General features: G+C 68.8%; 16 protein-coding genes. 9 read left to right on the forward strand and 7 right to left on the reverse strand.

What is annotated here, in order from left to right; genetic code table 11:
- Window positions 1-30: 30 nt before the first annotated feature.
- Entirely contained in the window at window positions 31-1,035 is a 1,005-nt protein-coding gene (locus ABDZ81_RS04715) for an NAD-dependent epimerase/dehydratase family protein (protein ID WP_343772720.1), read from the reverse strand.
- A gap of 181 nt (window positions 1,036-1,216) precedes the next feature.
- Here ABDZ81_RS04715 and ABDZ81_RS04720 point away from each other — a divergent pair, with 181 nt between their 5' ends.
- Complete coding sequence (locus tag ABDZ81_RS04720) at window positions 1,217-2,488, forward strand: M48 family metallopeptidase (RefSeq protein ID WP_343772721.1); 1,272 nt, start codon at window positions 1,217-1,219, stop codon at window positions 2,486-2,488.
- Window positions 2,489-2,729: 241 nt separating this feature from the next.
- Window positions 2,730-3,383: a helix-turn-helix domain-containing protein gene (locus tag ABDZ81_RS04725; protein ID WP_343772722.1), complete on the forward strand. Its 654-nt coding sequence runs from the start codon at window positions 2,730-2,732 to the stop codon at window positions 3,381-3,383.
- Between the two features lie 42 nt (window positions 3,384-3,425).
- Here the strand turns inward: ABDZ81_RS04725 and gltB are convergent, their stop codons facing one another.
- The gene (gene gltB / locus ABDZ81_RS04730; RefSeq protein WP_343772723.1) at window positions 3,426-7,955 is read right to left on the reverse strand and encodes a glutamate synthase large subunit; all 4,530 of its coding nucleotides are present in this window, start codon (window positions 7,953-7,955) and stop codon (window positions 3,426-3,428) included.
- 240 nt (window positions 7,956-8,195) lie between these two features.
- Between gltB and ABDZ81_RS04735 the strand changes: the two genes are divergently transcribed.
- Window positions 8,196-9,326: an ATP-binding protein gene (locus ABDZ81_RS04735; protein ID WP_343772724.1), complete on the forward strand. Its 1,131-nt coding sequence runs from the start codon at window positions 8,196-8,198 to the stop codon at window positions 9,324-9,326.
- 60 nt (window positions 9,327-9,386) lie between these two features.
- On the opposite strand, the gene ABDZ81_RS04740 is transcribed toward ABDZ81_RS04735, so the two are convergent.
- On the reverse strand, window positions 9,387-10,379 hold the full coding sequence (locus tag ABDZ81_RS04740) for a DUF4397 domain-containing protein (protein WP_343772725.1): 993 nt from the start codon (window positions 10,377-10,379) through the stop codon (window positions 9,387-9,389).
- A gap of 309 nt (window positions 10,380-10,688) precedes the next feature.
- On the opposite strand from ABDZ81_RS04740, the gene ABDZ81_RS04745 reads away from it, so the two are divergent.
- Both ABDZ81_RS04745 and ABDZ81_RS04750 read left to right on the forward strand, forming a co-directional pair.
- Window positions 10,689-11,219 (forward strand): 50S ribosomal protein L16, encoded by a 531-nt coding sequence (locus ABDZ81_RS04745; RefSeq protein WP_343772726.1) that lies wholly within the window; start codon window positions 10,689-10,691, stop codon window positions 11,217-11,219.
- A gap of 131 nt (window positions 11,220-11,350) precedes the next feature.
- Window positions 11,351-12,223 carry an ATP-grasp domain-containing protein gene (locus tag ABDZ81_RS04750; RefSeq protein WP_343772727.1) on the forward strand — a complete coding sequence of 291 codons (873 nt, stop codon included), beginning with the start codon at window positions 11,351-11,353 and terminating at the stop codon, window positions 12,221-12,223.
- A gap of 13 nt (window positions 12,224-12,236) precedes the next feature.
- Here the strand turns inward: ABDZ81_RS04750 and ABDZ81_RS04755 are convergent, their stop codons facing one another.
- On the reverse strand, window positions 12,237-12,626 hold the full coding sequence (locus ABDZ81_RS04755; protein WP_256391801.1) for an Hsp20/alpha crystallin family protein: 390 nt from the start codon (window positions 12,624-12,626) through the stop codon (window positions 12,237-12,239).
- A 98-nt stretch (window positions 12,627-12,724) separates the two neighbouring features.
- The gene (locus tag ABDZ81_RS04760) at window positions 12,725-13,780 is read right to left on the reverse strand and encodes a type II glyceraldehyde-3-phosphate dehydrogenase (RefSeq protein WP_343772728.1); all 1,056 of its coding nucleotides are present in this window, start codon (window positions 13,778-13,780) and stop codon (window positions 12,725-12,727) included.
- A gap of 390 nt (window positions 13,781-14,170) precedes the next feature.
- On the opposite strand from ABDZ81_RS04760, the gene gap reads away from it, so the two are divergent.
- The 4 genes from gap to folP all read left to right on the forward strand — a co-directional run bounded on the left by gap (window position 14,171) and on the right by folP (window position 21,563).
- Window positions 14,171-15,208 carry a type I glyceraldehyde-3-phosphate dehydrogenase gene (gene gap / locus ABDZ81_RS04765; protein ID WP_343772729.1) on the forward strand — a complete coding sequence of 346 codons (1,038 nt, stop codon included), beginning with the start codon at window positions 14,171-14,173 and terminating at the stop codon, window positions 15,206-15,208.
- Between the two features lie 53 nt (window positions 15,209-15,261).
- The gene (locus ABDZ81_RS04770; protein ID WP_343772730.1) at window positions 15,262-16,479 is read left to right on the forward strand and encodes a phosphoglycerate kinase; all 1,218 of its coding nucleotides are present in this window, start codon (window positions 15,262-15,264) and stop codon (window positions 16,477-16,479) included.
- A gap of 76 nt (window positions 16,480-16,555) precedes the next feature.
- Entirely contained in the window at window positions 16,556-18,883 is a 2,328-nt protein-coding gene (locus tag ABDZ81_RS04775) for a PAS domain S-box protein (protein WP_343772732.1), read from the forward strand.
- A 124-nt stretch (window positions 18,884-19,007) separates the two neighbouring features.
- Window positions 19,008-21,563, forward strand: coding sequence for a dihydropteroate synthase (gene folP / locus ABDZ81_RS04780; RefSeq protein ID WP_343772733.1), 2,556 nt, complete (start codon window positions 19,008-19,010; stop codon window positions 21,561-21,563).
- A gap of 12 nt (window positions 21,564-21,575) precedes the next feature.
- Here folP and ABDZ81_RS04785 read toward each other — a convergent pair whose 3' ends face one another.
- On the reverse strand, window positions 21,576-21,752 hold the full coding sequence (locus ABDZ81_RS04785) for a DUF7511 domain-containing protein (RefSeq protein WP_343772734.1): 177 nt from the start codon (window positions 21,750-21,752) through the stop codon (window positions 21,576-21,578).
- Between the two features lie 476 nt (window positions 21,753-22,228).
- On the reverse strand, window positions 22,229-23,290 hold the full coding sequence (locus ABDZ81_RS04790) for a glycosyltransferase family 4 protein (RefSeq protein WP_343772735.1): 1,062 nt from the start codon (window positions 23,288-23,290) through the stop codon (window positions 22,229-22,231).
- Between the last annotated feature and the right edge of the window lie 216 nt (window positions 23,291-23,506).

The raw sequence follows: 23,506 nt of genomic DNA on the forward strand, positions 1-23,506 counted from the left end.
GGCGCGACAGCCCCGGCGCACCGCACGCGCTCAGAGCGTGTCGAGCACGCCGAGAACCCGTTCTTCGGCCTCCCGATCCGGCCCGTTCTCCCGTCCGGTCCGATCGCTTTCCAGGTGATCCTCGACGGCGCGCTCGATCCCTTCCTCGACCGGAACCGGCTCCCACCCCAGGTTCGCGAGCTTCTCGGTCGACATCACGTGCGGATACGATCGGTACAGCGGGAAATCGGTCAGTTCCAGACCGGCGGTCGCCAGTTCGCGCTCGCCGGCGGTGACGACCTCGACGTCGGCGTCCAGCGCGTCCGCGACCGTCTCGACGGCCTCCTGCAGCGTGAGCAGCCGTCGATCGCCCGTGTTGTACGCCTCGCCCGGTTCTCCCTCCTCGGCGACGACTCGCAGCGCGCGGGCGACCGACTCGACGTACACGCGGTGCCAGAGATTCGTCCCGTCGCCGGGGACGATCACCCGATCGTGTTCGTTCACGCGGTCGATCCAGTAGTCGAAGCGCTCGGTGTAATCGTGAGGGCCGTACACCACGGGCGGGCGGAGGCTCATCGCGTTTACGCCGCGCTCGGCCGCCGCCTCGAACACCGCCCGGTCGCCCTCGGCCTTGCGCGGGCCGTAGCTCTCGTGGGAGTCGTCGCGGGCCTGCTCCTCGGTGCACTCGCACAGCGTCGTCTCGTCCTCGCGCTTGGGAACGTCCTCCTCTCCGTACGCGGCGCCGCTGGAGACGTACACGTACGCGTCGACGTCGTCGAACAGCCGCGTCGCCGTCCGCACCTCCTTCGGTTTGTACGCGACGCAGTCGATCACCACGTCGGGATCGGCCGCCGCGGCGTCCGCGAGGTTGCCGTCGTCGGTGCGGTCGCCCTCGATGTGCTCGACGTCCGGATCGTCGGCGAAGGGGTTCTCGTGGTTCCCGCGGTTGAAGATCGTCACGTCGTAGCCGCGCTCGCGGAACTCCTCGACCGCGAACCGGCCGATGAACCGCGTGCCGCCGATGATCAGGACCGAATCGCCCGTCTCAGTGCTCATGGATCCGGATTCGTCGCGGGGGCAAAAACGGTGGCGACCGGGCGGCGAGAGCCCGGCCGTGCGGTGACGACCGAGCAGCGGCGGCTCAGGTGGGCGGCGCCGATCCGGAAGCGGCGTCCTGCGAGCGCGAACCCGTTCGCGTCCCGCCCCTTTTAGGTCGCCGCGCCGATACGAACCACCGATGATCGAGTATCACGCGCTGCTGCTGGCGCTGCTGGTCGGCTCGCAGGCGCTGTTCTCGGCGCTGGCGATCCTGAACGTTCGCCACGGCGCCCGCGAGAGCCGGGCCAACGCGGAGTGGCTCGACGAGCGGATCGGCATCGAGTCGGTCGACGAACTGATCGACTACAACCGGGCGACCGCCGGCCTGGGACAGCTCCAGAGCTGGACGCTGCTCGCGCTCCTGCTGGTCGCGCTGTACGCCGGGGCGCTCGGGGACGCCGTCGCCGCGCTGCGCGGGGCGGGGCTGGGGCCGATCACGCAAGGACTCGCCTTCTTCCTCGGCATCCTTCTGGTCCAGCGGATCGCGCAGGCGCCCTTCGACCTCTACGAGACGTTCGTGATCGACGAGCAGTTCGAGTTCAACGAGCAGACGCCGCGGCTGTGGCTGCGCGACGCCGCCGTCGGGACTGTCGTCGCGCTCGTCCTGGGCGGCGCGCTGCTGGGCGCGGTGCTGTGGGTGATCGCGGCGGCGCCGACGTGGTGGTGGGTCGGCGCGTGGCTGCTGGTCGTCGGCTTCGGGCTGGTGATGCAGATCCTCTACCCGCGCGTGATCGCGCCGCTGTTCAACGAGTTCGAGCCCGTCGCGGACGGCGAGCTCCACGACGCCGTCGTCGACGTGTTCGATCGGGCCGGCTTCGAGACCTCCGACATCTACACGATGGACGCGAGTCGCCGGTCCTCGCGGCTCAACGCCTACTTCACCGGGTTCGGCTCGACCAAGCGCGTCGTGCTGTTCGACACGCTCGTCGAGCAGCTGTCGGTTCCCGAGATCCAGAGCGTGCTCGCCCACGAGCTGGCCCACTGGAAGAAGGCCCACATCTGGAAGGGGCTGGGGGCCTCGGCGATCCGGACGGGCGTCGCGTTCGCGGCGCTGGGCTACCTCGTCGACGCGACGTGGCTGTACGCCATGTTCGACCTCCCCGCGGAGGCGACCTACGCCGGGCTGTTCGTCGCGGCGCTGTTCGTCTACCCCCTGTTCGGTCTGACGGCGCCGCTGGTCAACCGGTTCTGGCTCGGCTTCGAGCGCGAGGCCGACGCGTTCGCCGTCGACGTGATGGGCGACGGCCGCCCGATGGCCGACGCGCTCGCCGAGCTCGCCCGCGAGAACTTAGCGAACCCGTTCCCCCATCCCTGGTACGCCGCGTTCCACCACACCCACCCGCCGATCCCCGAGCGGATCAGGGCAGTTCAGTCCGAGGACGACCCTGACGACGCGGCCGCGTCGGCGTGAGCCCTCGGATGACCCCCTTCCGAGAAGCATCACCGACATGGTATGCCATGGCCGCCGACGTGATTCGGGCGGGCGAGTTGTATATTCATGGCCTGTGGTTTTAGGATATGGTCGTGAACAATTCGGTTGCCTGGATTCGGACGTCGTCTGAATCCGGTGCCTCTGACATGACCGCGGCGGGGTCGCCCCCCGCTTTTCCTGATGCCGGAATGTTTATCAATATAGCTGTCACGTACCTAATATGATCGTCGAGTTCGGGGTCGACGAGGCGCCCCTGGAGGCGGCCTTTCGGCGGGCCCCGGAGATGGAAGTCGAGATGGAGCATCTCGCGGCGACCGACGAGATCCCGCTGCGCGCGTTCTTCTGGAGCTACGGCGATCAGTTCGATCGGTTCGAGGCCGGCCTCGGCGAGGACGACGGCGTCGAACGCTGGACCTGCCTCGAGACGAAACCGGGGCGGCGGCTCTACCGGGTGACCCACCCACCGGAACTGCCGATGGTCACTCTCTACCAGCACGCCGTCGAGCACGACGCGATCATCCGCTCGGCGACGATCACGTCGGACAGGTACCGCGCCCGGATGTTCGTCCCCGACAGGGACGCGCTGGCGTCGTGGCGCGAGGCGTGCGGAGCGGACGGCCTCTCGATCGACGTTTGCGCGCTCTACGGCGCCGAGCAGACGCCGCCGGAGCGCCACCACGGCCTCTCGGAGCAACAGCGCGAGGCGCTGCTGGCCGCCGCCGACCTGGGGTATTTTTCGATCCCGCGCGAGACGTCGCTGGCCGGGCTGGCCGACCAGCTCGGCGTGTCGAGCCAGGCCGTCTCGGAGCGGCTCCGGCGGGGGATGGAGAATCTCGTCGACGGCGCGCTCGTCGAGGACGACGGACAGAAGTAGCGGGTTCTACGGCGTCGAAAAGAGAGAACTGATCGACGAGCGTCAGTCGTCCGACGCCGCGAACTCGGCGCTCGCGTCGGCGTCGGGCGTCGCGCTCGCGGGGAGCTGCTCGCGGACGTCCTCTGCGCCCTCCTCCAGCACGCGGGCGTAGGCGTCGGGCATCACCTTGACGACGTTGTCGAGTTCCTCCTCCCAGTGGTCGAGGACGTACTCGCCGCGGTCGCTGTCGGTGTGGGCGACGTGGTTCTCGACGAGACGCCGGAGCATCGTCCGGTCGCGCTCGTCGAGGTCGTGCTGGACCGTCACCATGTCGCGGTTGACGCTCTCGGGGAACTCGCCCTCGCGGTCGAGGACGTACGCGACGCCGCCGGACATGCCGGCCGCGAAGTTCTTCCCGGTGTCGCCCAGCACCGCGACGACGCCGCCGGTCATGTACTCGCAGCCGTGGTCGCCGACCGACTCGACGACGGCCTTGACGCCGGAGTTCCTGACGGCGAAGCGCTCGCCGGCCTGCCCGTTGACGTAGGCCTCGCCCTGCGTGGCGCCGTACAGCGCGACGTTGCCGATCAGGGAGTTGTCCTCGGGCTCGTAGGGCGCCTCCGGCGGCGTCTCGACGATCAGCTTGCCGCCCGAGAGGCCCTTGCCGACGTAGTCGTTGGCGCCGCCGGTCAGGCGCATCGTGACGCCGTCGGCCAGGAACGCGCCGAAGCTCTGGCCTGCGGTGCCGTGGAGGTCGACGTCGATCGTGTCCTCGGGCAGCCCGTCGCCGCCGTACTCGGCGGAGACGCGGTTCGACAGCGTCGCGCCGACCGCGCGGTCGACGTTCGAGATCTCGGACTCGACGGCGACCGGCTCCTCGTTCTCCAGGGCGGGCTTGGCGGCCTCGATCAGCTCGTGGTCGAGCTGCTCGTCGATCTCGTGGGTCTGCTCGCGGGTCTTGCGGCGCTGGTCGCCCTCGGGTTCCGCCAGCACGGCCGAGAGATCGAGATTGCGCGCCTTCGGGTGGTCGACGTCGTCGCGCTGGTCGAGCACGTCGACGCGGCCGACCATCTCGTCGACAGTTTCGAAGCCGAGCTCGGCCATGAGCTCCCGGAGCTCCTGGGCGATAAAGGTCATGTAGTTGATGACGTGCTCGGGCTGGCCGGGGAACCGCTCGCGCAGCTCCTCGCGCTGGGTGGCGACGCCGACCGGGCAGGTGTTCTTGTGGCACTGGCGGGCCATCACGCAGCCCGAGGTCACCAGCGACGCCGTGCCGAACACGTACTCCTCGGCGCCCAGCGCCGCGGCGACGGCGACGTCGCGGCCGGTCTTCATCCCGCCGTCGGCCGAGACGCGGATCCGATCGCGGAGGTCGGTTTCGACGAGCATCTGGTTGGCCTCGGCGAGGCCCAGCTCCCAGGGGAGCCCGGCGCTCTTGATCGACGTGCGCGGGCTGGCGCCCGTGCCGCCCGAGTGGCCCGAGATGTGGACCACGTCGGCGTTGGCCTTCGCGACGCCGGCGGCGATCGTGCCGATGCCGGCTTCCGAGACCAGCTTGACGTTGATGTCGGCGTCCGGACTCGCGGCCTTCAGATCGTGGATCAGCTGTTTCAGGTCCTCGATCGAGTAGATGTCGTGGAGCGGCGGCGGCGAGATCAGCCCGACGCCCGGCGTCGCGTACCGGACGTGCGCGATCATCTCGTTGACCTTCATGCCGGGGAGGTGGCCGCCCTCGCCGGGCTTGCTACCCTGAGCCATCTTGATCTGGAGCTCGTCGGCCGAAGTGAGGTACTCGGAGGTGACGCCGAAGCGCCCCGAGGCGACCTGCTTGACCGAACACTCCTTCTCGGTGCCGAACCGCTCGGGCGGCTCGCCGCCCTCGCCCGAGTTGCTCTTGCCGCCGAGCCGGCTCATCGCGATGCAGTTGTTCTCGTGGGCCTCGGGCGAGATCGACCCGAGGCTCATCGCCGCGGTCGAGAAGCGCTCGACGATCTCGTGGATCGGCTCGACGTCCTCGACGGGGATCGACTCGCGTTCCTCGGTCTCGAACTCCAGCAGCCCCCGGAGCGTCTGGAGCGTCTCTTGCTGGTCGTTGATCTCGTCGGCGAACTCCAGGTAGCGCTCGTAGTCGCCCGCCCGCACCGCCTGCTGGAGCTTGCCGACCGTGTCGGGGTTCCACTGGTGGTGGATGCCGTCCGAGCGGTGCTCGAACTCGCCGTAGCGGTCGATGTCGGCGTCCTCGTCCCAGGCGTCGGCGTGCCGGTCGACGGCGTCCTGCTCGATCTCGGCGACGCCGATGCCGCCGGTGCGGGCCTCGGTGCCCTCGAAGTACTCGGCGACGAAGTCGTCGTCGAGGCCGACGGCCTCGAAGATCTGGGCGCCCTGATAGCTCTCGACCGTCGAGATTCCCATCTTCGCCATCGTCTTCAGCAGGCCGTCCTCGACCGCGCCGACGTAGGCGTCGACGGCCTCGTCGAGGTCGGCGCCGTCCTCGCCGGCGACGACGTCCGCGATCGTCCGGTAGGCGAGGTAGGGGTCGACCGCGTCGGCGCCGTAGCCGATCAGCGTCGCGAAGTGATGCACCGTGCGCGGGGCGGCCGACTCGACGACCAGTCCGGCGTGGTTCCGCAGCCCGTTGCGCACGAGGTGGTGGTGGACCGCGCCGGTCGCCAGCAGCGCCGGGATCGGCACCCGGTCGGGGCCGGTCGCGCGGTCCGAGAGCACGACGACGTCGTTGCCGGCCTCGATCGCCGCCTCGGCGTCCTCGCGGACGCGCTCGACCGCGGCCTCCATGGCCTCGCCGCGCTCGTAGGTGATGTCGACGGTCGCGGCGGTCATGCCGTTGGCGTCGAGTTCTTTGATCGCTTCCGTCTCGGCGTCGGTGAGGATCGGCGAGTCGAGCACGAGCTGGCGGGCGTGCTCCGGGGATTCGTCGAGCAGGTTGCGCTGGAAGCCAAGTCGCGATTCGAGGCTCGTGACGAGCTCCTCGCGGATGTAGTCCAGCGGCGGGTTCGTCACCTGCGCGAACAGCTGCTTGAAGTAGCTAAAGAGCGGGCGGTTGTAGTCCGACAGCACGGACAGCGGCGTGTCGTCGCCCATTGAGCCGACGGGATCTTTCCCGTCTTTCATCATCGGCTCGATCATGTTCTCCAGCTCGTCGTGGCTGTACGCGTACGTCGACTGCTGGGCGCGCAGATCGTCGACGTCGCCGCGCGGTTCGAGATCGTCGAGATCCGCGACATCCTCCAGCGCGACCTGCTGGTCGTCGACCCACTCGCCGTACTTCTCGTCGGTCAGCTCGTCGAAGACTTCGTCGTCAGGGATGACCCGACCTTCCTCGGGGTCGGCCAGGAACAGCTGGCCGGGCTGGAGGCGGCCGCGCTCCTCGATCTCGCCGTAGTCGGGTTCGAGCGCGCCGGCCTCGCTGGCCATGATCAGCGTGTTGTCGGCGGTGACGTCGTACCGGCAGGGCCGGAGCCCGTTGCGGTCGAGCACCGCGCCGATGCGGTCGCCGTCGGTCGCACAGACCAGCGCCGGCCCGTCCCACGGCTCGACGAGCGAGGCGTGGAAGTCGTACCAGTCACGGCGGTCCTCGTCGAGCTGGTCGTTGCTCCGCCAGGCCTCCGGGATCAACATCCGGAGCGCGTGGGGGAGGTCCCGGCCGTCCTTCATCAGGAGTTCGAGCGCGTTGTCGACGGAGGCGGTGTCGGACTGCTCGGGGTCGTCGATGATCGGCTTGATCTCCTCGACGTCCTCGCCCAGCGCCTCGCTCTCGATGTCGGTCTCGCGGGCGCGCATCCAGTTGATGTTGCCCTGGATGGTGTTGAACTCGCCGTTGTGGATGATGCCGCGGTAGGGGTGGGCGAGGTGCCACGCGCCGAGCGTGTTCGTCGAGAACCGCTCGTGGACCATCGCGAACGTCGACCGCACGCGCTCGTCGGCGAGATCGGGGTAGTACGAGGCGACCTGCTCGCCTTTCAGGAGGCCCTTGTAGACCAGCGTCTGGCGGTCGAGCGAGCAGACGTAGAAGCGCTCGGCGCCCGCGGGTTCCTCGGCTTCGACTTCGTTCTCCAGCGCGCGGCGCGCGACGTACAGCGCGCGGTCGAACTCCTCGTCGGTGGCCTCGTCGGCCGGCGTCGCGAAGCACTGCCAGACATCCGGCTCGGATTCAACGGCGGTCGCCCCGAGCTCGGCGTTGTCGGTCGGCACGTCGCGCCAGGCGACGACGTCGACGCCGTACTCGGTAAGGGCGTCCTCGGTGCGTTCGCGGAGCGCGGCGGCGGCGTCAGGATCTTGTGGGAGGAAGAAGGAGCCGACAGCGTACTGGTCGGGCAGATCGACGTCGAGCTCGTCGGCGAAGAACTCGTGGGGGGTCTGAAGCATCACGCCCGCACCGTCGCCGGTCGCCTCCTCGGCGCCCGTGGTCCCGCGGTGTTCGAGGTTCTCCAGCAGTTCGATGCCGTCCGCTACCACGTCGTGCGATCGGCCGTCGTCCAGATCCATGACGACGCCGACGCCGCAGTTGGACCGCTCGTCCTCGGGGCTGGCGAGGCCCCGCGAGCCGTCCGTGTTCGTGTCTCCGTGCTGAGTCATACGTCCAGACTTGATCTTCTCCAATAAGAGGGTTCTCCTGAATGGCTAAGGGTATTATAGACACATACAAGGAAATATTAGGTCTGTGTATCTTCCGGATCGTTCGTAGAGAAATTGGACGCCCGTTCGGCACCTTTTGTAGAGTCGGCGCGCCGCGGCGGCGACGAACCCGCCGTTCTGCCGACCGCGGCAAACGAAGGCCGCCAAACGTTCAAATCGGATCGGGCACCACCCCGGACCGTGACCTTCGTCATCGGACGCGGCGCCGACGCCACCGAGCAGCGATCGTCGAACTCCGCGTCGGCATCGTCGCCCGAGCGCGACGTCGCTCGCGACGCCTCGCCCGAGTACGCCGGCAAGCTCGGAACGTACCGTGCGCTCGACGGCAGCGCCGGCGCGCCGCTGTACCTCGATCTCGACGGCCCGCACGCCGCCTTGCTCGTCGGCAAGCGCGGCTACGGCAAGTCCTACACGATGGGCGTGATCGCGGAGTCGCTGGCCCGGTCGAGCGGCGTCGCGCCCGTCGTCGTCGATCCGATGGGCGTGTTCCGCGAACTCTCGGCGCCCGCCGACGGCGAATCGGTGCCGGCCGACGTCGTCGCAAAGCCGAGCGTCGCGCCGTCCGCGCTCGACCCCCGCTCGTGGTGCTCGCTGCTCGGGCTCTCGCCGGAGAGCGGCCCCGGAAGTCTGGTCTGGCAGGCCGCGCAAGCGGCCTCGACGCTCGCGGGAGTGCGCGAGCGCGTCGAGTCGACGGACGCGCCGGCCGCCGACGTCCGCGCGGCGCACAACCACATCGAGCTCGCGGCGTCGTGGGGCGTGTTCGACCCCGACGGCCTCGATAGCGCCGATCTCGGCGGACCCGAAATCACGGTCGTCGACGTCTCCGGGCTCGACGCCGCACCGATGAACGCGGTCTGTCGCGGCGTCGCCGAGGCGCTGTACCGGGCACGCGTGACCGGGGCGATCGATCGGCTCCCCTGGCTCCTGCTCGACGAAGCCCACGCCTTCTTCGACGGCGTCGCCGAGCCCGCGCTCAGGACGATTCTGACGCGCGGTCGCGCGCCGGGCGTGAGCCTCGTCGCGGCGACCCAGCGCCCCAGCGCGGTGCCCGACGTCGGCATCGCCCAGTCGGACGTGCTCGTGGCACACCGGCTCACCGCCGGTCCGGATCTCGACGCGCTTGAGCGCGCGCAGCCGACGTACCTGAGCGGGTCGCTGGAGGAGCGGTTGCCGGCCGCCCCCGGCGAGGTCGTGGTGATCGACGACGCGACCGAAACGGTCCACGCCGCGACGGTCCGGACGCGCGACACGCCTCACGGCGGCGACAGTCCGCGAGCGCGCGACGCCGGCGGCGGACCCGGCGGCGGCTGATCGACGCACGATCGGCGCAAAAAAGAACGAGCGATTCCCGAGGGCGCTTCCGCAGCGCGATCAGCAGTCGTCGCCGCTCGACATCGCACTGCCGTTGCCGGCGCTCTCGTTGCCGTCGACGCCGACGGCGTCGTCGCTGACGTTCCCGCCGTCGGTGGCGTTGCCGTCGTCCGCGGCCGCGTCGACGTCGTCGTCGGCGGCGTCGTCGGTCGCGGCGTCTTCCTCGTCGTCCTCCGTATCGTCTTCGGCGTCCCCCTCGTCCTTGGCGTCGTCACCCTCACCCGCGTCCTCGGCGTCGTCGCCCTCGGTGTCGGGCGTCAGGGCGTCGACGTCGAGCAGCAGGTCGAACGACGGCTGGTCGTCCTCGGGTTCGAGGTAGCCGACGGCGTACGCCGAGTAGATCGTGTTCGGCGCGAGGTCGACGTCGAACTCGGCGACGGCCTCCTCGCCGTCGGCGGGCCGGATCTCCAGCGTGTACGAGTCGGCGGGCACCTCGACGTACTCGGCGTTCCCGAACTCGAGGTCGGTCACCAGCTCCTGGTCGCCGGCGACGACGTCGACCGCCGGCGCGTCCGGCGACGCGTGGACGACGCGGACGCGACTCTGGTCCTCCTCGAGCTCGTCGAGGTCCACTTCGAGCAACAGCAGTTCGAGCGGCTGGTCGCCGTCCTCGGCGGCCTCGCCGACCACGACCGCGGTGGCCGCGCCCGCCGGAACGTCGACCGACTGGTCGATCACGGCCGCGTCGGTGTCCTCGCCGGTCGGGACGACCGTCACGTCGTACTCGCCCGACAGCAAGACGAGGTAGTCGCTCACCTCGCCGAACGCCACGTCTTCGAGCACGAGCACGTCGTTGACGTACACGTCGACGTTCGGCGCGTCGGGCGACGCGTGGAACCCCTTGATGCTGGCTACGTTCCCGCCGTCGCCGTTTCCATTTTCGTCGTCCGATTCGGAGTCGTCGCCGCCGGCGGTCGCGATCCCCGTGCCGCCGAGGATGGCCGCCGCTCCCATGCCGGTCAGTACAGTGCGCCGCGTAGTGTCTCCCGTCATATGATACGGTGCTAACTAAGGATATTAAACTAAAGTGCGTTGTTATGACTATAGATTTTTAATTTAGGCGTTGGATTTGTTCAGAAGCTGAATCCATGCCGGCGGTTGCAGGGTCGCCAGCGCGTTCGGTGGGGTCACTGGCGCGCTGAGTATCGGATTGTTGCGCGACTCGGGGGAGAGAGCGCCGTAGTCCCCCGATTTCTTCTCAGGTCGCCGGCGAGATGGAGCGGCGTCGGGCCGCCGCGAGCGCGACGCCGTAGTATCCGCTTCGAAGGCTTTATCGGCGGCGTGGGCCACGCTTCGGGTAACATGGCAGAGAAACCGGCCTCGATGTACCGGAATATCGATAAGCCGCCCTACACCCGCAAGGAGTTCATGGGCGGCATCCCCGGCTCGAAGATCGCACAGCACCAGATGGGCGACCTCCAATCGGACCCCGAGGACTACCCCGTCCAGATCAGCCTCGTCACCGAGGAGGAGGTCCAGCTCCGCCACGGCTCGCTGGAAGCCTCCCGGCTGTCGGCGAACCGCCACCTCATCAAGGAACTCGGCGAGGGCAACTACAAGATGATCCTCCGCAAGTTCCCCCACCACGTCATCCGGGAGAACAAACAGGCGACCGGCGCCGGTGCGGACCGTGTTTCCGACGGGATGCGCCAGGCGTTCGGGAAGATCGTCGGCACCGCCGCCCGCATCCCCGAAGGCGACCGCATCTTCACCGCCTACTGCACCGTCGAGCAGGCCTCCGTCGTCAAGGAGGCGTTCCGCCGGTCGTACAACAAGCTCTCCCCGCCGTGTCGCATCGTCGTCGAGCGCGGCGAGGACAAGCTCGTCTCCTGAGGCCGGTCGAGCGGTTCCTCTCTCCCGGTTCTGACGCATTTACTTCTCGCAGCCCGCTGCAGTAACGCTCCGTCAGCGACGGCGCCGCGCGTTCGGCTGCCTTTTTGCCGCTCCGGTTCCCAGAGAGCGGTATGCTGACGCTCGCGGTCGCGAACCGCGCGGAGACGTTCGAGCGGATGGCCGAGCCGCTGGCCGAGCGGGGGATCGAAGCGCGCCACTGCCGGGTCTCCGAGCGGACGGTGTCGCTCACCGGCGAGAGACCGTGGTCGCCCGACGAGTTCGACGTCGGGTTCGTCTTCCCCGGACGGATGATCGAGGGCGGGGCGGCCGACGCCGCGCTCGATATCCCGTGGCTCAACGGGCGATCGGCCGTGCTCACCTCGCGGAACAAGGCGGGCGTGTTCGCCAGCCTCGACCGGGCCGGCCTGCCGGTGCCCGAGACGACGCTCGTGTCGAACCCCGTCGACGACGAGGAACTGATCGAGGCCTTCCAGCGGTTCGATCCTCCTGTGGTCGTCAAGCCCACCTCCACGACGCGCGGGGTCGGCGTCGCGCGGGTCGACGATCTGGACTCCTTCCTGGGCGTCGTCGACTACCTCGATCTCGTCCACGACTTCCAGGCGACCGGCGACAAGTCGTTCCTGATCCAGGAGTACCTGCCCGACGCGCGAGACTACCGGGCGATGGTGCTCGACGGCGAGTTCGTCGGCGCGGTCGAGCGGCGGCTCCCCGACGACGCGCTGGCGGCGGGCCAGTGGAAGCACAACGTCCACCGGGGCGCCGAGGCGACGGGCGTCGACCTGCCCGACGAGTGGCGGCGTCTGGCCGAGCGCGTCGCCGCCGAACTGGAGCTGTCGTTCGTCGGCGTCGACCTGCTCGCGAGCGGGGACCGGGTGGTCGTGAGCGAGACGAACGCCCGGCCGACGATCGACGCCGAGACGAAGTACGAGCCGGGCTTCTACGACCGGCTGGCGGCGTCGATCCGGAAGCGGGCCGAAGAGTGAGCGAGAAGAGGACTTACTCCAGGTCGATGTCTGCCGAATCGTCGGCGCGGTCGAACACGACCTCGAGGACGCCGTTGTTGTACGTCGCGTCGGCGGTGTGCTCGTCGACGCGGCTGGGCAGCGTCACCCGATCGTCGTAGGTGCGCCGTTCGCTGGCGGCGCCGATCGTCAGCACCGTCCCGTCGCACTGGAGGTCGATGTCCTCTTTCTCGACGCCGGGGATGTCCGCGATGACGCGGACCTCCTCGTCGGTCTCGTGGACGTCCACGTGAGTGTCGCTGCCGAACCCGGCGTCGTTCTCGAAGCCGACGTCGACGTCGCCCTGCCCGATCACGTCGTTCATCATCCGCTCGATTTCCCGGAAGAGATCGTCGAAGGGGTCGTCGCGGTCGTCGCGGTGCATACGCCTTGGTAGTTCCTACCCGTGCAAAAATCTTCTGTCGACCCCGGAATTCGCCGGCGCGCGATGGGTGATCCGCGCCACTCAGTTATCTGTGCCGCTCAGTCGTCGGCCGCCACCCGCGGGTCCGGGCGGGCGTCGCCGTCCCGTTCGAGTCCCAGCGCGGCGTTCGTCCGGGCGACGCTCTCCTCGGCGTCGGCCATGTCGAACATCGCCCGGAGCGCGTCGACGTTCTCGGGCACGACGTCGGCCTCCTGGTGGATCGCCTGGAAGCAGTAGAAGTCCCGTTCCTCGACTGTGATCGACTCGCCCCAGACGCAGTTCTCCCAGACGTCCCCGCGCGGGCGGCCGGCGTCGCGGGCGTACTCGCGGAGCTGGCCGCAGCTCCCGATCCCCGAGCGCTCGGGGACGACGAACAGCCGCGACTCGGCGTCGAGCAGGTCGCACACGTCGCGGGAGTCGGGCGTCGATTCGAGCGTGACGTTGACGCTGTGGAGGTGCATCAGCGTTGCAGGCACTGTGAGCCCGAGCGTGTCGATCGAGAGGTCCGGGAAGATCGTCTGCACGTCGGGACCGTGGTGGGAAGGCACCTCGACGGGGTCCGGCAGGATGTCGTTGATCGGCCCGCGATCGGACTGGGTGGGATCGCCGCCCCTGCGCACCAGCGTCGTCCGGACCTTTTCGATCCCGTAGGTCTCCGCGAGCGGTGCGAGCAGGCGCGAGAGCCCGGTCGTGTTGCAGGAGACGACCCGCACGTAGTCGGCGTCCCGTGCGTCGTCGAAGTTCGCCCGCGCGTTGAAGCTCGTCTCGGCCACGTCGGGCGCCTCGGCGCCCTGGAACACGGCTGGCGTGTCGCGGGCCTCGTACAGCGGGCGGTACTCGGCGCCGACGCCGCCCGGCGTCGCGTCGACGACGACGTCGCTGGCGTCGACCATGTCCCCGACCGTCCCGTCGACGGCGAGTCCCGCCGCGTGGAACTCGTCGACCGACTCCTCGTCGCACGCGTAGAGGGGGTAGCCCGCGGTGCGAGCCCCCTCGGCCGCGAAGTCGGGGCTCGTCTTCGTCACGCCCGCGATCGTCATATCCGGCTGTGCCCGCACCGCGTCGGCGACGCGCTTGCCGATTGTACCGTACCCGTTGACGCCCACCTGGAGCATGTATGGGGTTGCGAGAGGGACCGGGATAAATCTTCGTGTTAGTTGATAGATCCTTACTCGAAAGAGAGTTGTTAACGGTCGGACCCCGGTATGTCGGCGAGATTCGTTGATCGACCGACGGAACGATCGATTTCCGATCTCTGACACGCTTGGGATACGATACCACTCCTCACTCGGTCCCGACGCGTTCCGGCCGCCGCGAACGGCTACCAGTAAGATATCTTATGTTCGTTCGGCGGCGTCGCGTTTGTTTCTGTACGATCCTCGTTTTTTGAGGAATCGACCGGTCAGGCGCCGGTTTGTAATCCTCAACAATTAATTACAATACGGATCTGGGCGTCGACTCCTATTTAGGTAAATACTTTACTCGGAAGGTCGTACCAAGTCAGTATGAGTGACTCAGCAGACGATACGCTCCGCGTAGGGCTGAACGGGTTCGGACGCATCGGGCGCAACGTGTTCCGCGCCTCGCTGGTGACCGACGGCATCGAGGTCGTCGGCATCAACGACGTGATGGACGTCGACGACATGGCCTATCTCCTGAAGTACGACAGCGTCCACGGCCGCACCGAGGACGTCGAGATCGACGACGACGGCGACCTCGTCGTGCAGGGAACGACGATCCCGATCCTCTCGGAGAAGGATCCCGCCGAGCTCCCCTGGGACGACCTCGACGTCGACGTCGCCTTCGAGTGCACCGGCCTGTTCCGCAACTACGACGACGCCTACAAGCACGTCGAGGCCGGCGCCGACAAGACGATCATCTCCGCGCCGCCGAAGGGCGAGAAGGAGGTCCTGACGATCGTCTACGGCGTCAACCACGACGAGTACGAGGGTCAGGACGTCGTCTCGAACGCCTCCTGTACCACGAACTCCGTCGCGCCGGTCGCGAAGGTACTCGACGAGGAGTTCGGCATCGAGTCGGGCGTCCTGACGACGACCCACGCCTACACCGGCACCCAGAGCCTCGTCGACGGTCCGAATCGCAAGCGCCGCCGCGGCCGTGCCGCCGCCGAGAACATCGTCCCGACCTCGACCGGCGCCGCGCAGGCGACGACCGAAGTTCTGCCCGAACTCGAGGGCAAGCTCGACGGCATGGCGATGCGCGTGCCCGTCCCGGACGGCTCGATCACCGACCTCACGGTCAACCTCGAGGAGGACGCCTCCATCGAGGAGGTCAACGCCGCGTTCGAGGACGCCGCCGAGGGCGAGCTCGAGGGCGTCATGGGCTACACCGAGGACGAGATCGTCTCGCGGGACGTCGTCGGCCAGCCCTACTCCTCGCTGATCGACGCCGACTCGACGATGAAGGTCGGCGGTCAGGTGAAGGTGCTCGCGTGGTACGACAACGAGTACGGCTTCTCGAACCGGATGCTCGACCTCGCGGCCCACGTCGTCGAGGAGTCCGAGCTCGAAGCCTCGGCCTGACGCCGTAGCAGCCACCGAACCGCTCACTCACTCTTTCGCAGCTACCACCATTCATGTTCAACACCATCGACGACCTCGAACCCGAGCAGCGACTCCTGATGCGCGTCGACCTGAACGCGCCGGTCGACGACGGCGCGGTCCAGGACAACCGCCGCTTCGCCCGCCACGCCGAGACGATCGCCGAACTGATCGACGACGGCCACGCCGTCGCCCTGATGGCCCACCAGGGTCGCCCGGGTCGCGACACGTTCGTCACGCTCGAACAGCACGCCGACATCCTCGCCGACCACGTAGGTGAGGACGTCGACTACGTCCCCTCGACGTACGGCGACGAGGCCCTCGACGCGATCGCGGAGCTCGAATCGGGCGACGTGCTCGTCCTGGAGAACGTCCGGATGACCGACGACGAGCTCGCCGACCGCACCCCCGAGGAACACGGCGAGAGCGACCTCGTGCAGACGCTCGCGCCCGAGTTCGACGCCTACGTCAACGACGGCTACTCGGTCGCCCACCGGCCCCACGCCTCGATCGTCGGCTTCCCGCAGGTCATGGACAGCTACGCCGGCCGCGTGATGGCCGAGGAGTACGAGTACAACACCTCGATCGAACGGCGCGAGTTCGACGGCAAGGTGACGATGGTGCTGGGCGGCACCAAGGTCGAGGACGTCGTCGCCGCGATGGAGAACCTCGACGAGAAGGTCGACCAGTTCCTGCTGGGCGGGATCGTCGGCCAGCTGTTCCTCCGCTCGGAGGGGTACGAGATCGGCATCGACACGCCCGAGGGCCCCGGCCTGTACGACGAGAGCTGGGACGAAAACGAAGACACCATCCGCGAGGTCAAAGAGCGGTACGGCGACCGCATCTCGCTGCCGGTCGACGTCGCCCGCGAGGGCGAGGACGGCGAGCGCGTCACCGAGCGCGTCGAGGACGCCGCCGACCACCCCGACGAGTACCTGGACGTCGGCGAGGAAACCGTCGAGGCGTACCAGCCTCACGTCCGGGAGTCCGAGGCGGTGCTCGTGAAGGGCGCGCTCGGCGTCTTCGAGATGGAGCAGTTCAGCCACGGCACCGTCGGCGTCCTGCGGGCGGTCGCCGAGACCGACTGCTACTCGGTGGTCGGCGGCGGCGACACCTCCCGTACGGTCACGATGTACGATCTGGGCGAGGAGAACTTCGATCACCTCTCGATCGCCGGCGGCGCCTACCTGCGCGCTCTGACCGGCGCGCCGCTGCCGGCCGTCGAGGCGCTCGAAGCGGCCGCCGAGCGGTAAGGATCCCGACACTGGATTTGCAAACCGCGCAACCGGTTGCAGTCGCTTTCAAGTAGTTGGAACCCTCCTTGTGGGTATGGACGCCTCGGGGTCCTTCACAGTGCTGTACGTCGACGCCGAGCCGCCAACGTCGACATCAGTCTCCGAGGACGAACAGTTCGACGCCGCCGTCGCGACGAGCGTCGGCGACGCCGTCGGACGGGTCGTCGATAGCGAGATCGACTGCGTCGTCGTATCGGCGACGCGCGAGGATTGGCAGTCAGTCGCCGAACGGGTGCGCGACGCCGCGCCGAGGATGCCGGTAGTCCTCGTCGACGCCGTGCCGGAGGACATCGTCGACGCCGAGGACGCGGTCGACGAGTACGTCCGCGCGGACGATCCGGATCCGTCGCGCACGCTCGCTCGGCGGATCGAGGGCGTCGTCGCGCGGAGCGACGCCGACGCCCGAAACGAGGAGGCGGACGGCCGATTCTACCGCGATCTCGTCGACGAGGCGTCGGACGCGATCCTCGTCGTCGACGGGTCGAGCACGATCCGGTTCGCCAACGACACCGTCGCGGAGGTGTTCGGCTACGCGCCCGACGAGATCGAGGGCGAGCCGCTGACGATGCTGATCCCCGAATCGCTCCGCGAGAACCACCTGGCGGGGATGGAAGCGTACCTCGACTCGGGCGAGCGAACGATCGACTGGAACTACGTGGAGCTGCCGGGCCGCCACAGCGACGGCCGCGAGCTCACGCTGGCGATCTCCTTCGAGGAACACTACAGAGACGGCGAGAGGCTGTTCTCGGGAATCGTCCGGGACGTCACCGAGCGCAACGCCCGCGAGCGTCGTCTCCGGGAGTACAAGCGCCAGTTCGACGCCGTGTTCGACGATCCCGACTCCTTCATCGTGCTGTTGGACCCCGACGGGATCGTCCGCAAGGCCAACGACACCGCCCTGAAGTTCGTCGACGCGGACTTCGAGTCGGTCCACGGAGCTCCCTTCTGGAACACGCCCTGGTGGGACCACTCCGGCGCGCCGCGCGAGAAACTCGAGGAGTGGGTCGAGCGGGCCGCTGGCGGCGAGTCGGTGCGCTACGAGGCGACCCACCACGGCCCCGACGGCGAGACGGCGACGATCGACGGGACGATCCGACCGGTCACCGACGAGGACGGCCGGGTCGTCTCGCTGATCGCCGAGGGCCGGGACATCTCCGAGCGCCAGCGGATTCAGGAGGAGCTCCAGACCAGCGAGCGCTCGCTGCGCGAGCTGTACGAGGTCACGTCGAACCCCGATCTCTCCTTCGACGAGAAGCTCCACCGGATTCTCGGGATCGGCTGCTCGCGGCTGGGGCTCTCGCTGGGCTTTCTGACGCGCATCGAGGACGGCCGCCAGGAGATCCTCGCAGTCGAAGGGGACCACGAGGAGCTCCGCGAGGGCGCGACGTCGCCGCTCTCGGAAGCCTACTGCGAGGCGACGATCGAGTCCGACGATCTGGTCGGCGCCGAGGACGCCTCGACGGCCGACTGGCTCGACGCCGCAACGTACGATCGCTGGGGGCTGTCCTGTTACCTGGGCTCGAAGATCGAGGTCCACGGCGAGCTGTTCGGAACCTTCTGCTTCGCCGACGACGCCGCGCGCGAGAAGCTCTTCTCGGACTCCGAGCGAACGTTCGTCGAACTGCTCGCCCAGTGGGCCAGCCACGAACTCGAACGCGAGCGCCGACAGGAACAGCTCGAACGGGCGAACGACCAACTCGAGCGGACCAACGATCAGCTCGAACGCACGAACGACCGGCTCGAACAGTTCGCCAGCGTCGTCAGCCACGACATCCGGAACCCGCTGACGGTCGCGATGGGCCACCTCGACGTCGCCCGAGAGCGCGGTGACGGCGACGACGAGCAGCTCGAAGAGGTCGAGCGCTCGCTCGAGCGGATCGACGCGCTGATCGACGACCTGCTGACGCTCGCCCGGCAGGGCGACTCGGTCGGCGAGATCGAGGCCGTCGCTCTCGACGCCGTCGCGCGGGACGCCTGGGAGACGGCAGACACCGCCGAAGCGAGCGTCGAGTTCGACGATCCGCCGACGATCCGCGCCGACGAGTCCCGGCTGCGCCAGCTGCTGGAGAACTTCTTTCGAAATGCGATCGACCACGGCCCCGACGACGTGACCGTCGGGGTGGGCGCGCTGCCCGAGGGCGAGGGATTTTTCGTGGAGGACGACGGTCCCGGCATTCCCTCCGAGGAGCGCGAGCAGGTGTTCGAGCAGGGACACACGACCTCGCCCGACGGAACGGGGTTCGGGCTGGCGATCGTCGACCAGATCGTCGACGCCCACGACTGGGCAATCGACCTCGGCGAGAGCGAGGACGGGGGAGCGCGATTCGAGATTACCGGCGTCGAGACGGTCGCAAGCGAGTGATCGAGGCCGCGATTCGTCGCCGAGCTCGCTGACGGGGACGCCGCGCCGCCCGGTCGCGACGCCGGCGAGCGGGCGAAAGCGACCGTTCCGAAGGGCTAAAGCGCGCGGCAGAAGACGTGCGAGTATGAAGTTCCACGAGGCGGCGAACTTCCTCTACGACCTTCGGCGGTTCGGTCCGCGCCCCGGGATCGAGTCGACCGCCGACCTCCTCTCTCACCTCGACGACCCCCACGACGGGCTGGCGTGCGTGCAGATCGCGGGGTCGAACGGCAAGGGCTCGACCGCCCGGATGGTCGAGTCGATCCTGCGCGAGGCCGGACTGACGGTGGGGCTGTTCACGTCGCCCCACCTCGAGGACCTGCGCGAGCGAATCCGCGTCGACGGGCGGAAGATCCAGACGGGCGCCGTCGCCGATTTCGCCGACGAGATCGCGCCGTACGTCCGCGAGAAGGGCGCCGACGGCGTCTCGCCGACGTTCTTCGAGGCGACCACCGCGATGGCGCTGTGGCAGTTCGACCGCCGGGACGTCGACGTCGCCGTGCTCGAAGTCGGCATCGGCGGCAAGCTCGACGCGACGAGCGTCGTCGACCCGATCGCGAGCGCGGTGACGACGGTGACGCTGGAACACACCGACGTGCTCGGCGATACTATCCCCGAGATCGCACGGGACAAGGCCCACGTCGCGCCCGCCGACGCGCCGCTGGTCACCGGCGCCGAGGGCGAAGCGCTCGACGCCGTCCGCGAGGTCGCCGGCGACGTGCTGACCGTCGGTAAAGGGGACGACGTGGTGCCGTCCTACGGCGGTCGGCGGAACCACACCGAGTCGGCCGTCGCGATCGAGGGACCCGACTGGTCGGTCGACGGGCGCGTCCCGACGGTCGGCGCCTATCAGGCCGACAACGCCGGCATCGCCGCCGCGCTCGCCCGGCAGGTGACCGAGCGCCTGAGCGGCGAGCCGGTCGTCGAAGGGAAGATCGAACGCGGTCTCCGGCAGGCCCACTGGCCGGGCCGGTTCGAGGTACTGGAACGCGATCCCCTGACCGTGCTCGACGGCGCGCACAACCCCGGCGCCTGCGAGAAGCTCGCCGGCGCGCTCGCGGAGTTCGACTACGACGATCTCCACGTCGTCTTCGGGGCGATGCACGACAAGGCCCACGGAGAGATGGCCGCCGCGCTCCCGACGCCCGACCGCGTCGTCGCCTGCGAACCGGATCTCGATCGCTCCGAGGACGCCGCCGTGCTCGCGGAGGTGTTCGAGCGCGCCGGCGCCGGCGAGGTAGCGACGAGAGGCTCGGTCGAAGGCGCCGTCGCCGAGGCGCTCGCGGCCGCCGACGCGGACGACTGCGTGCTGGTGACCGGCTCGCTGTTCACCGTCGCCGAAGCCAGGACGCGCTGGTCGCGCCTGGAGATTCCCAGGCGCGTCCGCGATCTCGACGACGCGCGCTCGGTGCTCGACGGCGCGCACGTGCCGGAGGCCGAGATCGAGCGGACGGCGCCCGACGGCGTCCACCGCGTGCTGACGACGCGCGTCCGGACGCGCCAGGCCCGCCGGCTCGAAGCCGCGATGCTCGCGGTCGGGGGCGACTGCGCGCTCTCGGGCGTCAGCGAGCAGGACGACGCCGTCGTCGACGTCGCACTGCTGGGGACGCTCGCGGAGTTCGAGGCGCTCGTCGATCGGCTCGACGACCGCGACGGCGGGCTCGGATCGATCGCCGACGAGTTACGGGCGACGCTGGAGCTGGAGGGCGACGCCGCTGCTCCGGAGAGCGACATCGACGCGCGGGCCGGCTCCGCCACCGGCAGCCGCGACTACCCCTGGCAGGACGGCACCGCGGTGATGGGCATTCTAAATGTCACGCCCGATAGCTTCCACGACGGCGGCGAGTACGACGCCGTCGAGGACGCCGCGGCGCGGGCCGAACGGATGGTCGAGGAGGGCGCCGACATCGTCGACGTCGGCGGCGAGAGCACCCGGCCGGGCGCCGAGCCGGTCCCGGTCGAGGAGGAGAAAGAACGCGTCGTCCCGGTCGTCGAGCGCGTCGCCGACCTCGACGCGATGATCTCGGTCGACACTCGCCGGGCCGCGGTGGCGCGAGCCGCACTGGAGGCCGGCGCCGATATCCTCAACGACGTGTCGGGGCTGGAGGATCCGGAGATGCGCTTCGTCGCCGCGGAGTACGACGCCCCGCTCGTGGTGATGCACAGCGTGAACGCGCCCGTCGACCCCGACGCGGACGTCGAGTACGACGACGTCGTGACGGACGTGATCGACCAGCTGCGCGAGCGCGTGCTGCTGGCCGAGAAGGCCGGCCTGGATCGCGAGCGGATCATCGTCGATCCCGGACTCGGGTTCGCGAAGTCCGCGTCCGAGGAGTTCAAGCTACTCGGGCGGATCGACGAGTTCGACGCCTTCGGCTGTCCGGTGCTGGTCGGCCATTCCCACAAGTCGATGTACGCGCTCACCGGGCAGTCGGCCGGCGAGCGCGGCCCGCCGACGGTCGCGGCGTCGGCGCTGGCAGCCGACCGCGGCGCCGACATCGTGCGGGTCCACGACGTCGCGGAGAACGTCGCCGCGGTCAACGTCGCCGCGGCGGCGTCGGCGTCCAGCCGTGACGACGTCGAGACGGGGCCCGACGAGCTGCGCTCGTCGGCATCCGGCGACGAATCGGACGACGAGTGAGCGCGGGCGGGGCTACTGCCAGCGGTCGAGCGCGACGAACGACGTCTCCTCCGCGGTGATCCAGTGGGTCACCAGCTTCTCCTCCGAGCAGTTCCGCGGAAAGATCGTGCACGTTGACGGTTCGCCGTCGTTGCTCACGGTGACGTGTTCGAGCTCGCCGAGCTTCGCGGGCGCCGCGGTATCGGACATCCGTTGCGACATGGCTTGTCTCAATCGTGACTTGTACGCCGAGATTACTTACATGTTGTCCAAATATTCTGCCAATGACTCTGTAGACGTGTAGTGGATTACGAGTGTACTAGCGTATCTTACGAAAGTCTTTTACGTCAGAAGCTGGTATTCGTGAACAAGCCACACAGGAGGTGATCCGATTCGACACACAGGAACGATCGATCAAGTCCGAGTTGCACCGTCCCGGTCCGTAGGGTGCCGAACGTTGCTGAGTCATCCCGATCCAACCACTCGCGTCGGCGCCCACGACCACTTCCAGTCCGTCTGTCTTCGAGACCGAATCGCTGCCACCGGTCCTACCCGTCGCTCTTTGTCGCGTCCGTGGATAGAGATCCATCATCACCGTCGGGCAAGTCCGCGCGTGGCTCGATCCGAGCGTCGTCGCCGTGGTCCGAGAGACGACCGGCGACAAAGAGTAGACCGAGTAGTCCGGCTTACAGCAGCCCGTACTGCGCCCGCAGCTCGCGGTAGAGGTCCAGATACTGGTCGAGCACGGCGCCGCGATCGAACCCCGAGAAGTCCTCGTCGACGGCCAGCGGCTCCATCTCGCCGGCCTCGCGGATGGCGTCGGCGAGCTCCTGCTCGCTGGTCGTTCGGAAGCCCCGCTCGCGCCCCTCGACGAGCTCGTGGGCGCTGGAGTCGGCGTGGTACTCGACGATACCGACGCAGCCACACGCCAGCGCCCACAGCAGCTCGGTCGCGAACTTGCACTGTCGAGCGGTCTGGACGAACACGTGGGCGCTCCGGTAGATCGCGACGCGGTCCTCGCGGGAGAGCTCGCCGACGAACTCGATGCGATCCTCGATCCGCAGGTCCCGCGCTTGCTGCTCGTAGTTCTCGCGCTCGGGGCCGTCGCCGATTACGGTCGCGGACCACTCGAAGTCCCGCAGTTCCGCGAGGCCGAGCAGCAGGCTCTCCAGGTTGGCGCCCTCGTCGAGCCGGCGGGCGTACACGACGTGGCGCTCGTCGGCCGGCTCGGTCGAGCGGATCAGGTCGAAGTCGACGCTGTTGGAGATCACCTGCAGGCGCTCCATGTCGGCGCCGCGCTCGCGCAGGCGCGTCCGGACGAGCCGCGAGGGCGTGACGATGCGGTCGGGCGCCGTCAGCGCGCGCCGGGTGAGAAAGCCGCCGTCGGCGCCCTCGGGATCGTACCAGTCGGCCAGCAGCGGCGTCCGGGCCAGCGTCGCGCCGACGCTCGCGGCGGTGATCGCCGGCGGAAACGTCGCGCCGGCGTGAACGATGTCGGGATCCGCGCGGGCGACGGCGAACGGCGCCCGCAGGAGAAACGACTGGCGGGCCGTCTCGTCGAGAGTTACCCCGTGGTAGGTCAGCCCCGCCTCCTCGCGCGTGTCGTCGGTGTTCGACCACCACCTGGCGCAGAAGACGTGGACGTCGTGGCCCCGGTCGGCCAGCGACGACGCCACCCGCCGGAGCCGCCGTTCCGGGGGTGCGTCACGGTGGTGCGTAGTCGTCAACGAAACCAGCGCGACGCGCATACCGCCCCAGATGAAACGATCTATTAAAAATCCCGGCTATTCTCCGGCGCGGTCGGGGCGGGCGACGGTGTGGGGCGTGTCGACGTGGAGATGCGAACGTCGCGGCGACGACGGCGTCGGCAGGCCGCTGCGGCGACGGCGTCGGCAGGCCGCTGCGGCGACAACGGCGCCGGGACGCCGCTGTGACGACGGCGTCGGGACGCCCCGAGTTGCGAC

The organism is Natronoarchaeum mannanilyticum, assembly GCF_039522665.1.
Lineage (GTDB): Archaea > Halobacteriota > Halobacteria > Halobacteriales > Natronoarchaeaceae > Natronoarchaeum > Natronoarchaeum mannanilyticum.

Bases quoted from the DNA above. Each gene is read 5' to 3' on its own strand.
- ABDZ81_RS04715 (WP_343772720.1), bottom strand. From the start codon at position 1,035: ATGAGCACTGAGACGGGCGATTCGGTCCTGATCATCGGCGGCACGCGG.
- gap (WP_343772729.1), top strand. From the start codon at position 14,171: ATGAGTGACTCAGCAGACGATACGCTCCGCGTAGGGCTGAACGGGTTC.
- gltB (WP_343772723.1), bottom strand. From the start codon at position 7,955: ATGACTCAGCACGGAGACACGAACACGGACGGCTCGCGGGGCCTCGCC.
- ABDZ81_RS04750 (WP_343772727.1), top strand. From the start codon at position 11,351: ATGCTGACGCTCGCGGTCGCGAACCGCGCGGAGACGTTCGAGCGGATG.
- ABDZ81_RS04775 (WP_343772732.1), top strand. From the start codon at position 16,556: ATGGACGCCTCGGGGTCCTTCACAGTGCTGTACGTCGACGCCGAGCCG.
- folP (WP_343772733.1), top strand. From the start codon at position 19,008: ATGAAGTTCCACGAGGCGGCGAACTTCCTCTACGACCTTCGGCGGTTC.
- ABDZ81_RS04755 (WP_256391801.1), bottom strand. From the start codon at position 12,626: ATGCACCGCGACGACCGCGACGACCCCTTCGACGATCTCTTCCGGGAA.
- ABDZ81_RS04720 (WP_343772721.1), top strand. From the start codon at position 1,217: ATGATCGAGTATCACGCGCTGCTGCTGGCGCTGCTGGTCGGCTCGCAG.
- ABDZ81_RS04760 (WP_343772728.1), bottom strand. From the start codon at position 13,780: ATGCTCCAGGTGGGCGTCAACGGGTACGGTACAATCGGCAAGCGCGTC.
- ABDZ81_RS04785 (WP_343772734.1), bottom strand. From the start codon at position 21,752: ATGTCCGATACCGCGGCGCCCGCGAAGCTCGGCGAGCTCGAACACGTC.
- ABDZ81_RS04770 (WP_343772730.1), top strand. From the start codon at position 15,262: ATGTTCAACACCATCGACGACCTCGAACCCGAGCAGCGACTCCTGATG.
- ABDZ81_RS04745 (WP_343772726.1), top strand. From the start codon at position 10,689: ATGGCAGAGAAACCGGCCTCGATGTACCGGAATATCGATAAGCCGCCC.
- ABDZ81_RS04790 (WP_343772735.1), bottom strand. From the start codon at position 23,290: ATGCGCGTCGCGCTGGTTTCGTTGACGACTACGCACCACCGTGACGCA.
- ABDZ81_RS04725 (WP_343772722.1), top strand. From the start codon at position 2,730: ATGATCGTCGAGTTCGGGGTCGACGAGGCGCCCCTGGAGGCGGCCTTT.
- ABDZ81_RS04740 (WP_343772725.1), bottom strand. From the start codon at position 10,379: ATGACGGGAGACACTACGCGGCGCACTGTACTGACCGGCATGGGAGCG.